Origin of the sequence: Corynebacterium sp. c25Ua_89 (genome assembly GCF_047459735.1) — a bacterium.
Taxonomy (GTDB): domain Bacteria; phylum Actinomycetota; class Actinomycetes; order Mycobacteriales; family Mycobacteriaceae; genus Corynebacterium; species Corynebacterium simulans.
On record NZ_JASBOD010000003.1, the window covers coordinates 47,710 to 60,657 of the forward strand.

Annotated in this window: 15 protein-coding genes and 1 tRNA gene; 6 read left to right on the forward strand and 10 right to left on the reverse strand. The window is 60.5% G+C overall.

Annotated features, from left to right (window positions below; all coding sequences use genetic code 11):
- Positions 1–31: 31 nt before the first annotated feature.
- Together QKB66_RS05600 and QKB66_RS05605 are read right to left on the reverse strand one after the other, a co-directional pair.
- Positions 32–1,447, reverse strand: a complete 1,416-nt coding sequence (locus QKB66_RS05600) for an FAD-binding oxidoreductase (protein WP_061919991.1) — start codon at positions 1,445–1,447, stop codon at positions 32–34.
- Positions 1,448–1,591: 144 nt separating this feature from the next.
- A complete protein-coding gene (locus QKB66_RS05605; protein ID WP_061919993.1) occupies positions 1,592–1,870 on the reverse strand; it encodes a hypothetical protein in 279 nt (92 codons plus the stop codon).
- A gap of 34 nt (positions 1,871–1,904) precedes the next feature.
- Here QKB66_RS05605 and QKB66_RS05610 point away from each other — a divergent pair, with 34 nt between their 5' ends.
- The 4 genes from QKB66_RS05610 to QKB66_RS05625 all read left to right on the forward strand — a co-directional run bounded on the left by QKB66_RS05610 (position 1,905) and on the right by QKB66_RS05625 (position 4,237).
- A complete protein-coding gene (locus tag QKB66_RS05610) occupies positions 1,905–2,369 on the forward strand; it encodes a hypothetical protein (RefSeq protein WP_062036282.1) in 465 nt (154 codons plus the stop codon).
- Positions 2,370–2,424: 55 nt separating this feature from the next.
- A complete protein-coding gene (locus tag QKB66_RS05615) occupies positions 2,425–3,315 on the forward strand; it encodes a plasmid pRiA4b ORF-3 family protein (protein ID WP_248092905.1) in 891 nt (296 codons plus the stop codon).
- Positions 3,316–3,386: 71 nt separating this feature from the next.
- Positions 3,387–3,776, forward strand: a complete 390-nt coding sequence (locus tag QKB66_RS05620) for a GtrA family protein (protein ID WP_248092916.1) — start codon at positions 3,387–3,389, stop codon at positions 3,774–3,776.
- Complete coding sequence (locus QKB66_RS05625) at positions 3,776–4,237, forward strand: GtrA family protein (RefSeq protein WP_248092906.1); 462 nt, start codon at positions 3,776–3,778, stop codon at positions 4,235–4,237. Before QKB66_RS05620 ends, QKB66_RS05625 begins: the two co-directional genes overlap by 1 nt.
- Here the strand turns inward: QKB66_RS05625 and QKB66_RS05630 are convergent, their stop codons facing one another.
- The 3 genes from QKB66_RS05630 to QKB66_RS05640 all read right to left on the reverse strand — a co-directional run bounded on the left by QKB66_RS05630 (position 4,238) and on the right by QKB66_RS05640 (position 6,986).
- Entirely contained in the window at positions 4,238–5,143 is a 906-nt protein-coding gene (locus tag QKB66_RS05630; protein WP_311518632.1) for a glycosyltransferase family 2 protein, read from the reverse strand. It lies immediately after the preceding gene.
- 168 nt (positions 5,144–5,311) lie between these two features.
- Positions 5,312–6,106 carry an ABC transporter ATP-binding protein gene (locus QKB66_RS05635; RefSeq protein ID WP_061920004.1) on the reverse strand — a complete coding sequence of 265 codons (795 nt, stop codon included), beginning with the start codon at positions 6,104–6,106 and terminating at the stop codon, positions 5,312–5,314.
- 28 nt (positions 6,107–6,134) lie between these two features.
- Positions 6,135–6,986 (reverse strand): ABC transporter permease, encoded by an 852-nt coding sequence (locus QKB66_RS05640; protein WP_282440109.1) that lies wholly within the window; start codon positions 6,984–6,986, stop codon positions 6,135–6,137.
- A 240-nt stretch (positions 6,987–7,226) separates the two neighbouring features.
- On the opposite strand from QKB66_RS05640, the gene QKB66_RS05645 reads away from it, so the two are divergent.
- Positions 7,227–8,483: an aminotransferase class V-fold PLP-dependent enzyme gene (locus QKB66_RS05645; RefSeq protein WP_248092909.1), complete on the forward strand. Its 1,257-nt coding sequence runs from the start codon at positions 7,227–7,229 to the stop codon at positions 8,481–8,483.
- A 24-nt stretch (positions 8,484–8,507) separates the two neighbouring features.
- Here the strand turns inward: QKB66_RS05645 and QKB66_RS05650 are convergent, their stop codons facing one another.
- Complete coding sequence (locus QKB66_RS05650) at positions 8,508–9,467, reverse strand: NAD(P)H-quinone oxidoreductase (RefSeq protein ID WP_414252880.1); 960 nt, start codon at positions 9,465–9,467, stop codon at positions 8,508–8,510.
- An 82-nt stretch (positions 9,468–9,549) separates the two neighbouring features.
- On the opposite strand from QKB66_RS05650, the gene QKB66_RS05655 reads away from it, so the two are divergent.
- Positions 9,550–9,634: transfer RNA gene (locus QKB66_RS05655), tRNA-Ser, on the forward strand.
- 202 nt (positions 9,635–9,836) lie between these two features.
- Here QKB66_RS05655 and QKB66_RS05660 read toward each other — a convergent pair.
- Genes QKB66_RS05660 through QKB66_RS05675 form a run of 4 tightly spaced genes read right to left on the reverse strand, consistent with a single transcriptional unit; the run spans position 9,837 to position 12,895 of the window.
- On the reverse strand, positions 9,837–10,841 hold the full coding sequence (locus tag QKB66_RS05660) for a ThiF family adenylyltransferase (protein ID WP_414252881.1): 1,005 nt from the start codon (positions 10,839–10,841) through the stop codon (positions 9,837–9,839).
- On the reverse strand, positions 10,838–11,284 hold the full coding sequence (locus tag QKB66_RS05665) for a molybdenum cofactor biosynthesis protein MoaE (RefSeq protein ID WP_248092912.1): 447 nt from the start codon (positions 11,282–11,284) through the stop codon (positions 10,838–10,840). Before QKB66_RS05665 ends, QKB66_RS05660 begins: the two co-directional genes overlap by 4 nt.
- Positions 11,274–11,744, reverse strand: a complete 471-nt coding sequence (locus QKB66_RS05670) for a molybdenum cofactor biosynthesis protein B (protein ID WP_070497513.1) — start codon at positions 11,742–11,744, stop codon at positions 11,274–11,276. Before QKB66_RS05670 ends, QKB66_RS05665 begins: the two co-directional genes overlap by 11 nt.
- Positions 11,744–12,895, reverse strand: coding sequence for a molybdopterin molybdotransferase MoeA (locus QKB66_RS05675; protein ID WP_414252882.1), 1,152 nt, complete (start codon positions 12,893–12,895; stop codon positions 11,744–11,746). The genes QKB66_RS05670 and QKB66_RS05675 overlap by 1 nt, the downstream gene beginning before the upstream one ends.
- Positions 12,896–12,948: the final 53 nt, after the last annotated feature.

The window sequence follows — 12,948 nt, forward strand, 5'->3', positions numbered from 1 at the left end:
AAATCTTCTGCGTTGTGTTCGGTGCGGACGTTTAGCGCAGCTCGAGGCGGCGGGACATGTCGGATGCGAAGACGCCGGTTGGGTCGATGGCGTTGCGGGTGGCAAGCCAGCCCTCCATGCCCGGATACATCTTGTGGAAGTTCTCCGCAGAGGTACGGGATTCCTTGGCCAGGTAGAGGCGGCCGCCGAATTCCATGACGCGCTTGTCCAGATCATCAAGAAAGGCGCCGAGGCCTGGCTTGATTGGGAAGTCCACGCAGACGTTCCAGCCCGGCATCGGGTAGGACAGTGGTGCCTTGTTGCCTGGGCCGAAGAGCTTGAACACGTTCAGTGCGGAGTAGTGGCCGGACTTTTGCATGTCACGGATGATCTCCTTGAAGGGCTCAACTGCCTCGGTCGGTACCACGAACTGGTACTGCAGGAAGCCGTTGGAACCGTAGCCGCGGTTCCACTCGCCGATGAGATCCAGCGGCTGGTAGAACTGCGTCAGGTTCTTGATCTTGTTACGAGCCGGCGCGCCCATGAGGTAGTAAGCCTCGCCGATGGCCATCAGGGAGAGCTTGTTCATGGTGAAGTTCGGGAAGATATCCGGCACCGTCATCAGCTGTGGAGCGTTGAACTTCAGCGGATCCTTCGCCAGCTTTGGTGCGAGCTCTTCGAGCTGCGCCAGGGTGGCCAGGCTGCCGCGGGAGATGGTGGAGCGGCCGAGCTTTGGCTCTGGGGAGATGACGTCGAACCAAGCAGAGGAGTAGGTGTAGTTGTGCTCGGAGCCATCCGAGTGGAAGGCTACGGTCTCATCCAGGTTCTCGGTGCGGTCCGTGTCCGCGATGAAGTAGGCGGTCTCGGTCTTGGTCATGCGGATCTGCGCGCGCAGGATGATGCCGGTCAGGCCCATGCCGCCGACGGTGGCCCAGAAGAGCTCTCCGTCTGGATCATCCTTGGAACCGTTAGGTTCCAAGTGGAGTACGCGGCCGTCTGCCACGAGCAGCTCCATGGAGGTGACGTGGTTGCCAAAGGAACCGGCGGAGTGGTGGTTCTTGCCGTGGATATCCGGGCCGATTGCGCCGCCGATGGTGACCTGGCGGGTGCCTGGCAGAACCGGGACCCACAGGCCGTATGGCAGGGCGGCCTTCATCAGCTGATCCAGGGTTACGCCACCGTCTACGTCGACGATTGCGGTTTCCGGATCGATGGAGTGGATCTTGTTTAGCGGCTGCATGTCGATGACCAGGCCGCCGCCGTTTTGGGCAGGGTCACCGTAGGAACGGCCCATGCCGCGGGCGATGACGCCGCGGCGCAGGTGTGCTGGTTTGTCGGAGTTATCTTCTGCAACCTGTGCGACGGCCTTCTTGATGACCTCGACGTCTTCGGTGGACAGTACGTGGGCAGTCGTCGGCGCGGTGCGGCCCCAGCCGTGCAGGGACTTTTCGGTGGTATGTAGTTCCATCTCTTACTCTTTACTCGACGTGATATGTCGTTCCTAGCCTACTCACCAACACGGACACGTGACGTGTGTGACGTTAGTGATATTTGGAACATGTTCGGGCATCGGCCGTGCCCGAACATGTTGATTTGGCGTCCTAATCCAGATCTAATACAGATCCATGAGCTCGCGAATCTCTGCTGGGAGCTGCTCCTGGGAGGTAATCTCCGGGCCCTTGTAGGAACGCAGAATCTCATAGACCCGACGGCGCGAAGTGGAATCGAGGATGGGCAGCTCTTCAGCCATAAGGCGCGTCATAAATCCATCGAGCGGGAGATTGGTGTGCTCGGTGGCCAGGAAGTGGCCGTTGTACTTGTCGTCTTCAGCGCGTTCGTCTTGGGCTGCGCGCTGGGCAGGGGTGAGGTGCTCTTTCTTTGAGGAGTACATGCGCTTTAGCTTAGTGCCGCATAAAGTAATCCCCATGACTGAGCAAGACTCCGCACAAGAAACCGAGCGCGTCGACCGCTACGCACTCGATGACACCCTGGCTGGCCGCATAACGCAATCGCTGGCTTTGGGCCTTATGACCTCCTATCCAGATTGGATCAAGAACAAGAAGGCACTCGTCGCCGCTTATATCGGCTCGTTTCTGGGCTTCGGCGCGCTGGTTGCGGTGACCAATGCACAGCGCGAGCAGGAAGAACAGCAGCCGGTACAGGCACAAGAACAAGAGATGGACGTGAAGGCCTGGGCAGCATTTGTTGCCGTAGTACTGGTTCTCATCGCCGGTGGTTTCATCAACGTCAAGGTTGCGCAGGCCATGGTCAAGCCCCTGCGCAAGCGCGGTGTGCAGAAGCCATGGACCACTCTGGGTGCCATCGGCGCAGGCCTGCTTTTTGTGGTGAGCGAGCTGGAAGCACGCGACATCGCCAAGCGCGCGGCGTAGCCTCACGCGCTTGCCTCCACAACTTTGACCCGCAACTTTGCGTATGGTGGGGCTCATGAGCCTCGGGGTCACAGATTTGAGTACGGTACGCGCCAAGCGTGACAACTCTGTAGTGACCCTGCGCCGCGAGCCTCTCACCGTCATCTGCCAGGTTTCCAACGTGAGCGCGGACGTCGAAGTCCACCGCCAAATCGGGTTTTCTGACGCCCTTACCTTTGAGCAACTCCACCACGTGCTCGAAGTCTGCTTCGGGCTCCCCGATGAAGATTCGCCGTGGCACTTCTTTGAACACCATGAAGCCCGCGGGGCCCGCATCGATCCCAAACATCAAGTCTCCGAGTTTTTGTGGCGTGAGGGCGTGCAGCTGGACTATGTCTGGGGGTTGTGGGACTTTAGCCTGGTTGTGGTTGACATTTACCCGCGCGATTCCGGTACCCCTGAATCATTGTGTGTAGGCGGATCGGGCGCCTTCACGCAGCCTTTCGATCTTACCGCCATCAATGCGCAATTAACTGGCCAGGAGACCATCGATGAAGTGCTCAACATCGTGGCCCCGCCGGTGCGCGCGCTCATCCAGCGCAGCAAACTTTTCGATTTCGTGCCGCTGCTGCAGGCGCTCGATTTAGAGCGCAGCGATTCAAACGCGCCTTTATCAGTCCTAGATTCTTTGCCGCGCGAAGTTACCGCAGAAGGCCAGGACTCGTTTTGGTCCATGGTTTTAGCGCTGACCTGCATGGGTGGGCGGGAGCTTAGCAATTCCGTGGCAGAGTCCACGATGGATGCCTTGGGTTGGGTCTCTGATGAAGGCAAGCTCTTAACGGGCGAGGAAATACGCGAGTTGTGTAGCGCTTCGCTTTCTGTGCTTGCAAGTGTGGGCGCCTATGGGGATGAGGCACTAGCACCGGTGGATCGTCTTGACATTTACCGTGCCCTGCTGCGCAGGTAGGCTTTTTAGCCGTGACTGATAAGAATCCTTCTGACGCGGCGCCCCGCGACGTCGAGGTGCGCCGCACCTCGCTGGCGACGCAGCTTTTCCGTTTCGTATTCGTGGGCGTGTTCACAGCGGCAATTGACTACGGACTTACTTTGTTACTGACCCATTTTGGCCTGCACCGTTCTGCGGCAAAGGCAATCGGTTGGGTCTTTGGCACTATCGCTGCCTACGTTGCCAATGCGCGTTGGACATTCGGCGCGCAGGTCTCCGGCCGCACTGCGGGTGCCGTGGCGGCGTTGTATGCCTCGACCTTTGCGGTACAGAACTTCCTGTATTGGGTGCTCAACGAGCCGCTGATTTCTATGGGCTTTGAGGGAGCAATCAAAGACACCATCGCGTTTGTCATCGCGCAGGGCGTGGCCACCGTAACCAACTTTGCCATTCAGCGCATCTTCATCTTTAAGGGAGATTAATGGCGACCAGCGCAGAGAAACTCTCACGCTCGAATTCCCTGCAGGCGCAGGGAACCAAGTTTGTTATTACGGGCGCAATCTCTGCGATCGTTGATGCCGGCCTAACGTGGCTTCTGCAGCTGGGCTTGGAGCTGCTTGATAAAGACGGCGCCCGCACCGTTGGCTTTATCTTTGGCACGCTCGTGGCGTACTTGCTCAATCGCCGTTGGACGTTCAACGCCAAAGCCTCCAAACGCCGCCTTGCGGCAGTGGCGGCAACGTACGCCCTGACTTATTTGGTCAACATGGTGATCTACCGCCGGGCTTTTAACTTCTTTGACGAGGACCTGGCTTGGTCATCCACGTTAGCGCTGGTCGTGGCGTATGTTCTTGCGCAGGGCACGGCCACCATCATCAACTTCTTCGTGCAGCGCTGGGTAATCTTCCGCCGCACCCGGAAATCCTTCGTGGTGGAGGATTAGTTAGGGCCGGCGGAAGTCTTCCTTGCGGCCCTGGTTATGCAGACGAAGCCACTCCACAAAGCCTTGTGGATCGCGTTTTTGGACGAGGAAGAACCAGCCAAAACGTGCGAATTCTTGGGGCAGGAGCTTGCGCATGCCGCGCTGCCAGAGCAGATAGCCGCGGTTGCGGTAGGTAAAGAACCTCTTGAACTCGCCGTCTGGGTACTGGGTGTGCATCTTGCCGCCAAGAATCGGCTTGAACTCGTCGGAGCCATCCGGGTGTAGGTAGCTGGTGGTCAGTGCGGTGCCGAACTTGAGGCCCGAGCCTGCTAGGCGGCGGTGGTATTCCACCTCGTCGCCACGGATGAAGAGGCGATAGTCCGGTACACCGATTATCTGCATGGCTTCCGCCGAAATCAGCGCGCCGTTGAAAAGCGATGCAATACCTGGCAGGAAGTCTCCCTCGAGCTCGCTCATGTAGCGGCGCCACACGAGGCCCTGGCGCAGCGGGAAGGCTAGGCGGGCTGGTTCGTTGATGTTGCACACGGCAGGGGAGACCTCGTGCAAGCCGTTGGCTTCTGCCACGCGGTAGAGCTCTGCGAGCACGTTTTTATCGGCGGGGCGGCCATCGTCGTCGGCGCACCACACGGCGTCGGCGCCCAACGAAAGAGCCGTGAGGAAGCCAAGGGCGAAGCCACCCGCGCCGCCCAGGTTTGTCTGGGAAGGAACGTAGACGGCGCGGTCGCCGGCAGTCTCATTGACCAATTCCTCGACTGCGGTCTCGGCCCCATTGTCCACCACGATGATCCACTGCACAGGGTGGGTTTGGTGCGCTACCTGCTCCAATGAGGCGCGAAGCAGTTCCACGCGCTGGTGGGTGACGATTACGGCGGCCGTCGAACCGGCGGCGTTCAAGGTGGCAGTCATGGGCTCTATTCTGCCACCCGCGGCGCCGCGTATAGGCTTTGGACATGGAGTTAGAACAGATGTGGCCGCCGTTTGCTGTGCGGATTGATGCCAGTGGCTTTACGACGACACCGGCTACACCATTGAAGTAGAAGGCGTAACCGGTGAGTTAAAGAAGATGCTTGGGGCTTAGTCGTCTTCGTTGTCGAAGCGGCGGCGCAAGTCCTTGACGTATTCGCCTACCTCGGGGCCTTCGTATTGGCCCACGACTTCAGAGACCTCGCCGGCAGAGCGGACGGTGCCGTGGTCAATCCACAGCGCGGTGTTGCACAGCTGGGCCAGGAAGTCATTGGAGTGGGAAGCAAAGACGAGGATGCCGGAGCGCTTAACCAGCTCCTGCAGGCGCACGCGGGCCTTGGCCATGAAGGCGGCGTCGACTGCGCCGATGCCCTCATCGAGCAGCAGGATTTCCGGCTCGATGGAGGTAACCACGCCGAGCGCCAAGCGTACGCGCATACCGGTGGAGTAGGTGCGCAGCGGCATGGCGAGGTAGTCACCCAGTTCAGAGAACTCGGCGATCTCATCCATCTTGTTTTTCATCTGCTTGATGGTCTGGCCCAAGAACAGGCCGCGGATGATGATGTTGTCGTAGCCGGAGACCTCCGGGTCCATGCCCACGCCCAAGTCGAAGACAGGGGCGACGCGGCCGCGAACGTCGGCAGTGCCGCGCGTGGGCTCGTAGATACCAGAAAGCAGACGCAGCAGCGTGGACTTGCCGGCGCCGTTGTGGCCCACGAGACCTACGCGGTCACCTTCGCGGAGGTGAAGGTTGATGTCTTTGAGGGCCTCAACCACGACGGTTTTGTCGGAGTTTTGGCCAATCGCACCGCCGGCTGAGGAAAGTACAGCCTTCTTTAAGGAGCGGGACTTGGCATCAAAGATGGGAAAGTCCACGCAAGCGTTATAAGTATCGATAGAAACCATTGTTGAAGATCCTTTCGTGCAGCTTGCGCTATACCCAGTAGCTCACGCGGAAACGCCATTGGCGCATGGCCAGGCCGGCGACGAGGAGGCCCACGACGGTACACGCGATGACGATAAACCAGTGGTAGCCCGCGACGGGCTCACCGATCATGGGGGCACGCACGATCTCCATGTAGTGATACAGCGGGTTGATCTCTGCGATGCGAGCGCGGTTGCTCACGGCACCGCCTTGCTCCTTCAAAGTGTTGGTCATCCAGACAATCGGCGTGACGTAGAACAGCAGCTGCGTGAGTGCCTCGAGCAGTGGCGCAATGTCGCGATAGCGGGTTGCCACGATGCCGAAGAACATTGCTACCCACACGCCGTTGACCAGTAGGAGGCCAAGTGCCGGGATGAAGAGGAAGAACTCCCAACCCAGGTGACGCGGGAAGATAAGGATGAGTAGCAACCAGATGATGAGGTTGTGGCCCAAGAATAGCGTTTGGCGCCACACCAAGCGGTAGACGTGCACCGATAGGGGAGCCGGGAGCTGTTTGATGAGGCCCTCGTTGTCAATGAAGACGGTAGAGCCTTCCTTGATTGCGCCCGAGATGAAGTTCCACATGATAAGGCCCACGGTGACGTGAGGCAGAAACTCCGCGACTGGGATCTGGAAGAGCATGGAGTACAAAAGGCCCAGTGCTGCTGCCATCACACCGGTGGCGATGGTGATCCAGAAAGGTCCTAGAACCGAGCGGCGGTAGCGTTGCTTGATGTCCTGAATGCCCAGCATGAACCACAATTCGCGCTGTTTGGCGCCTTGGATAAGATCGGCAAAAGCCGCCTTCATGGTCATGGACTGGGAGGCCGGTACCGCGCTTTCCTCCGGGGTGGAGGTCATGCGGGCGATGTCGGCGCGCAGTTGGTTGTTATCTTGCACGTCAAAACACCCTAGCGCGCGTGCTGGACAAACGGGTATCTACACGCCGTCTGTACTGGGGGAATGGCTGTAACCTGCACAAATTCCTTTTTAGGAAACCAAACCCAAAGCCGTATAGAGTAGGGAGTCGACTGCCCCACAGCGGCCCCTACAAACGTTGCGTTTGGGTACCAATGAAAGGCGTAGAGGAAGGTTTTATACATGCCATTAGGCTTGCCAGCACGGTATGACGTCGCCAGTGTGCGAGGTCTTTACACTGGCCTATCGGACGGGTGGACCTACCTCAACGCGAATGCTGCGCCGCAGATCTCTGAACGAGTAGCGGCCGGCGTAGCTCGCTCGTTCCGTATGTCCCCAGCAGTGGCCCCGCAGGAAGATGCCACGGGCGCGCACTCGGCCAATAGCGCGCCGGGCCGGTTGGAAGGTGCGGCGCATTACGACGCCGCGCGCATGGCGATTGCGGATCTTGTTGGCTCGAAGGCCAGCCGCGTGGTCTTAGGTCCTTCGCTGCCGGCTTTGTACCAGACCTTAGCGCGCAGCCTGCGCCCGATGTTGCGTCATAATTCTTCGGTGGTTCTGTCCAAGTTGGATCCGCCGGCGCTGTACTCCGCGTTGTCGGAGCTTGATGCGGAAGTGCGTTGGGCACAGCCGGATCTGGGCACGGGTGAGCTGCCGGCTTTCCAGTACGCCGAGCTTGTCGACGGCTCGACACGCCTCGTTTCTTTCTCCGCAGCGCATGAGCTGTTGGGCACGGTAGCACCCACGGCGGAGATTATTGAGAAGATTCGTTCGCGCTCGCGCGCGTGGACGCTTGTCGATGTCTCCGCGTTGGCGCCTTATCGTCCCCTGGACTTTGATGAACTCGGAGCGGACATCATCGGTATTGATATCGGAATGCTCGGCGGCCCGCAGCTGGCGGCCTTGGTATTTCGTGATGAGGCGATGTTCCGCCGCGTCGATGCGCATAGCCCGGTGAAGGCTTCTAATTCTGCGGAAAAACTAGAGACCCCAGTATCTACCGGCTTGGCCGGTGGCGTTGGCCCTCTAGTTGATCACTTGGCAGCGTTGGCTGGCGGTGAGGCTGGTTCGCGCCGCGTGCGCGTGCATAAGTCGATGGAGGCGCTGAATGAGTACTTGGGCGATCTGACCAATGACATGTACACCTACTTGGAGACCTTGCCGGCCGTCCACATCTTGGGCGTGACGGGTGAGGCCGCCGCCGGCGCTTCAAAGGACCGCCTGCCGCGGCTTACCTTCGCGGTGCAGAACGTACCGGCAGAAACAGTGCACCGCCGCCTCATCGACAACGGCCTGGTCACCACGTTGGCGCTGCGCACCCCGCTTCTTACGGAGATGGGCGCCGACGAAATCGGCGGCGCCGTTACCGTGGCACTGGGCCCGTTCAACACCCGCCACGATATTGAACACCTCACGCGCGTGGTGGCGTCTTTGGCCTAAGCCAGTAGCTTAGACCCAAGACGTTTAAGACACCGTCAGCACCAACTTGCCGGTGACCTCGCCAGCGTTGAGCGCCTTGTGCGCTTCCGCGGCCTCTGCCAGCGGGTAAGTGCCGTGGAGATGGTGTTTGACGGTGCCATCTTCCAGCCATGGCCATACGTTGGCGACGGTGTCTGCCACGATTGCGGCTTTGTCCTCAATGCTGCGGGAGCGCAGCGTCGTGCCCTGCACGGTGAGGCGCTTTGCTAGAACGATGCCCATGTTGAGCTCTTCCTTCGTGCCGCCTTGCAAGCCGATGGTGACCATGTGGCCGTCGGTAGCCAGCGCCTTCAGGTTCTGTTTGAGGTACTTCGCGCCAATGATGTCGAGGATGACATCGCATTGGTTCTTTAGCTCTTCGGCGAAGTCTTGTTCCTTGTAGTTAATAAGGATGTCTGCGCCGTAGCTCTTGCAGGTCTCCAGCTTTTCCGCGGAGCCGGCCGTCACCGCAACAGTAGCGCCCAGCGCCTTGGCCACCTGGATGGCGAACAAGCCGATGCCGCCCGCACCACCATGAATGAGAATGGTTTGTCCAGCGTGCAGGTTCGCTTCCATGGCGAGGTTGGACCATACGGTGCAGGCCACCTCGATGACTGAGGCGGTATCGGTAAGCGAAAAGCCCTTCGGAATGGGCAACAGCTGGCCCGCTGGTACCGCGACATATTCGGCGTAACCACCGCCGGCAAGCAGCGCGCCAACCTGGGTGCCTTCTTTCCACTCGGTGCCATTTGCATCCACGATTTCACCGGCCACCTCCAGGCCGATGGTCTCGGAAGCGCCTGTTGGTGGCGGATAGTGTCCGCGCGCTTGCAAGAGATCAGCGCGGTTCACACCTGCAGCATGGACCTTTACTAGAACTTCTCCGGGGTGGAGCAGCGGCTTTTCGACGACGCCTAGCTCCAGCGCGCCGGGATCTTCAGGGTTGGTCTGCACGATAGCTTTCATGCCCACCCAGCTTAACGAAAACTCCGAGGCCGAATATGATCTGCATCGCTAGGTTTAGTAGGCTTAGTGGGTCGCAAGACAAGGAGACGTGGCAGAGCGGCCGAATGCACTGGTCTTGAAAACCAGCGTGGGTCAAACCACCGCGGGTTCAAATCCCGCCGTCTCCGCCGTGTGAAGTCTCGAGACATCGTTCCTTTGGATGGTGTCTCGAGATTTTTGTTTCCTTCAAACGCCCTTCGCATTGCCAGGCGTGGTTTCATGTACCGATATATGTAAATAGCGGCCAGAAAACCAGTGATTTAGGCACGCTATATACACACAGAGGTACATACGCCGTGGACTGTCTTCGGTGTCCTTAATATGGGGCGCCTACGCGGTATTCTGCTCCAGCCAGGCATTGATGCCGCCGCGCAGGGAATAGACCTGCGTGTAGCCGCGCTCGCGCAGTGCGGCTACGGCTTGGGCGGAGCGGATGCCGCCGGCGCAGTGGATCACGGCGGGTTCGTCGTGGCCGAGCCGGGGATTCTCACCCGCCAGGATGCGGTCCAAAAGGAAGTGCTCGGAGCCGGGAATGGAATGCTCCGCGCGTTCTTCCTCGGTGCGCACATCGATGATGCGGTAGCCGGAGGGGACGGTGCGTACTTCGGGGGCGTCGGCAGGCTGCGTGGGCGTTGCGCCGCCGGCAACCACCGGAATGTACTCCCAAGTGCAGGTCAGCGCATCGAAGTATCCAATCTTTCCGGTCAGCAGCGTGCCCGTACCCGTGAGGTACTTGAGTGCCTCCAATGCCATGGCAGAACCCACCGTGCCCACCACGGGGCCCAGCACGCCGGCTTGGGAACACGAAGGCACCGAGCCAGGGGCAGGTGCCGTGGGAAAGACGTCCTCGTAGACCGGACCGTGCCCAGACCAGAAGACGGAAAGCTGCGCATCGAATCCTAAAATCGAGGCCCACACGTGCGGAATACCCAGCTCGTGGCAGGCCCAAGAGCACAGGTAGCGGGCTTCAAAATTATCGGTGCCGTCCAAGAGAACGTCGGCTTCAGCCAAGTGCGCAAGCGCCGTGGCGGAGCTTAGGCGCGGGTACTGCAGTACCTGTACCTCCGGATTGAGCTGATGGATCGTCTCCGCGGCTGACGCAGTCTTCGGCCCACCAATATCGTCCATGCCGTGGATGACTTGGCGTTGCAGATTGGATAGGGAGACCACGTCGTCGTCGAAAAGCAGGATGCGTCCCACACCTGCGCCTGCGAGGTAGAGCAGGGCAGGCGAGCCAAGCCCGCCGGCACCGATGACCGCCACCGTTGCATTAGCTAGCTTGGCCTGGCCCTCTGTACCCCACAGGGCCTCCTGGCGTGCGTAGCGATTACTCATTCCAAGCCCACCCAGTTGCTAAAACCATCTGCGTAACGTTGTTCTTTCCAAATCGGCACCTCCGCCTTCACGCGGTCGGCGCACTCTTCCGCAGCCGCGAAAGCATCCCCGCGGTGGGCCGCGGCAGCGATCACCACGAACGCTGCCTCGCCCACGCGCAGATCACCGGTGCGGTGTGCGCACCACAGGCGGGTATTAGGATGCGCGGCGATGACTTCGTGCGCCACGCGGGAGATCTCGGATTCGGCAGTGGGGTGCGCGGTATAGCGCAAGAGCTCCACGCCGCCGCGCCCGCCATCATGGTTGCGCACGATGCCGTCGAAGGTGACCACGGCACCCATCGCCGGGGTGGAAATATCGGGCTTTTCAATGGGCGAGCTCGTCATTATTGCCCCGATTACCTTTCCGGTATCGGCGCTGACAAAGGCGGGATCAGTGCTCATGCCTTCCTTCCAATTGATCGACGATGTGCGGCAGCAAAGGTTCCAAAACCTTACAACCATCCTTCACCCCGCCCGTGGAACCGGGCAGCGCCATGGCGAAGGTATGCGCGTTGACGCCGGCGACGGTACGCGAGAGCGCGGCGGTGGGCACGCTTGCCGACGCCGCGTAAAAAGCATGCGCTATCCCCGGCAGCTCCCGTGCCAGATGCGCGGAGACGGCCTCCACCGTGGCGTCGTCAGGCGAAATGCCCGTGCCTCCGGAAGTTAAAATGACGCTGGGCTGGGCGGCGAAGACCTTATCGAGGGCCTCGGCGATTTCGGCATCGGGTACCACGAGCGCATCCGGGGTATCAAAGCCCATCCGCCGCAGAAACTCCACCGCGATGGGGCCGGAACGATCTTCGTAGATGCCCGCCGCCGCGCGGGTGGAGGCAACCACTACTACTGCACGTCGCGCCATTAGAACGGGATGACCTCAACGACATCGCCCGGCTGCAGCTGTGCGCCGGCCGGGATGCGGATGAGGGCGTTGGCGCTCATGGCCTGCGAAATCAGGTGGGAACCAGTGCCGGCAAAGAGCTCGGCCGTGGCGATACCGTTTTCATAGTCGATGATGCCGCGACGGAACTGGTCACGGCTTTCCAAGCCGGTAACCGGAACGGTGACCTGCGCGGTGTGTGCGGCCCTGGCGCGACCCAGCGCGGGTCCTACGTAGATACGGAAGCTGACCAGCGTCGAAACGGGGTTGCCGGGTAGGCAGATAACCGGGACGCTGCCGAGCTTGGACAGTCCCTGCGGTCCGCCGGGCTGCTGTGCCACGTGGCCGAACCAGCCGTCTTCTTCGAAGACCTGGCGCACGACTTCGAACTTGCCGTGGGATACGCCGCCGGAGGTGACGATGGCGTCGGGCTGGTAAACGCGGACCACGCCTTCCAGATCGGAGCGCAGGATGCCTGGGTCATCGTTGGTGCGTACAAAGGCGACGACCTCAATGCCGTACTCGCGGCAGAGAGCAGCAATCATCGGCGCATTCGCATCGGGGATGCTGGCCGCACCTTGACCGCCGATCTCCGCGCCACCCGTGGCGACCACGATGCGTGCCGGGGCATAGACCTCGACTTCAGTGATGCCTTGGGAGGCCAACGTGCCGATGATGGCCGGGGTCAGCCGCGTGCCTTCCTCCACCAGCACCTTGCCAGCCGCGATGTCGGATCCGGCCTCGCGGATGAACTGGCCCGCCGGAGCCGCCGGAATGGTGACCTTTTCACCCTCGCGCGGGAACTGCGGTGGCTCGCATTGCTCCACCGGGACGATGGTCACGGTGCCCTCTGGAACCTTGGCGCCGGTCATGATTGGGGCCGCGATGCCATCCTGTGCCGCGCTGGGTACAGCACCGGCAGCTACCGTCTGGCCGACGGTGAAGGTGCCGCCTTCCGTCGTGGTGATGGCGTAGCCGTCCATCTGCGAGTTATTAAAGCGCGGCATGTCATAAGCCGCGGCGATGGTGCGCGCGAGGATCAAGCCATTGACCTCCAGCAGTGAGCGAGTCACCACCGTCGGCGCAGGTAGTGCCCCACGGATAGCTGCTAGGTGTTCTTCGTAACTGCGCATGCTGGCGTGCCTCTCCTTATGTGCCTGGTTAACCTCTTCAATTTTAACGGCAC

What these genes read in the sequence shown, in the direction of transcription:
- QKB66_RS05600 (WP_061919991.1), bottom strand. Translation starts at nt 1,447, where the DNA reads ATGGAACTACATACCACCGAAAAGTCCCTGCACGGCTGGGGCCGCACC.
- QKB66_RS05605 (WP_061919993.1), bottom strand. Translation starts at nt 1,870, where the DNA reads ATGTACTCCTCAAAGAAAGAGCACCTCACCCCTGCCCAGCGCGCAGCC.
- QKB66_RS05610 (WP_062036282.1), top strand. Translation starts at nt 1,905, where the DNA reads ATGACTGAGCAAGACTCCGCACAAGAAACCGAGCGCGTCGACCGCTAC.
- QKB66_RS05615 (WP_248092905.1), top strand. Translation starts at nt 2,425, where the DNA reads ATGAGCCTCGGGGTCACAGATTTGAGTACGGTACGCGCCAAGCGTGAC.
- QKB66_RS05625 (WP_248092906.1), top strand. Translation starts at nt 3,776, where the DNA reads ATGGCGACCAGCGCAGAGAAACTCTCACGCTCGAATTCCCTGCAGGCG.
- QKB66_RS05630 (WP_311518632.1), bottom strand. Translation starts at nt 5,143, where the DNA reads ATGACTGCCACCTTGAACGCCGCCGGTTCGACGGCCGCCGTAATCGTC.
- QKB66_RS05635 (WP_061920004.1), bottom strand. Translation starts at nt 6,106, where the DNA reads ATGGTTTCTATCGATACTTATAACGCTTGCGTGGACTTTCCCATCTTT.
- QKB66_RS05640 (WP_282440109.1), bottom strand. Translation starts at nt 6,986, where the DNA reads ATGACCTCCACCCCGGAGGAAAGCGCGGTACCGGCCTCCCAGTCCATG.
- QKB66_RS05645 (WP_248092909.1), top strand. Translation starts at nt 7,227, where the DNA reads ATGCCATTAGGCTTGCCAGCACGGTATGACGTCGCCAGTGTGCGAGGT.
- QKB66_RS05650 (WP_414252880.1), bottom strand. Translation starts at nt 9,467, where the DNA reads ATGAAAGCTATCGTGCAGACCAACCCTGAAGATCCCGGCGCGCTGGAG.
- QKB66_RS05660 (WP_414252881.1), bottom strand. Translation starts at nt 10,841, where the DNA reads ATGAGTAATCGCTACGCACGCCAGGAGGCCCTGTGGGGTACAGAGGGC.
- QKB66_RS05665 (WP_248092912.1), bottom strand. Translation starts at nt 11,284, where the DNA reads ATGAGCACTGATCCCGCCTTTGTCAGCGCCGATACCGGAAAGGTAATC.
- QKB66_RS05670 (WP_070497513.1), bottom strand. Translation starts at nt 11,744, where the DNA reads ATGGCGCGACGTGCAGTAGTAGTGGTTGCCTCCACCCGCGCGGCGGCG.
- QKB66_RS05675 (WP_414252882.1), bottom strand. Translation starts at nt 12,895, where the DNA reads ATGCGCAGTTACGAAGAACACCTAGCAGCTATCCGTGGGGCACTACCT.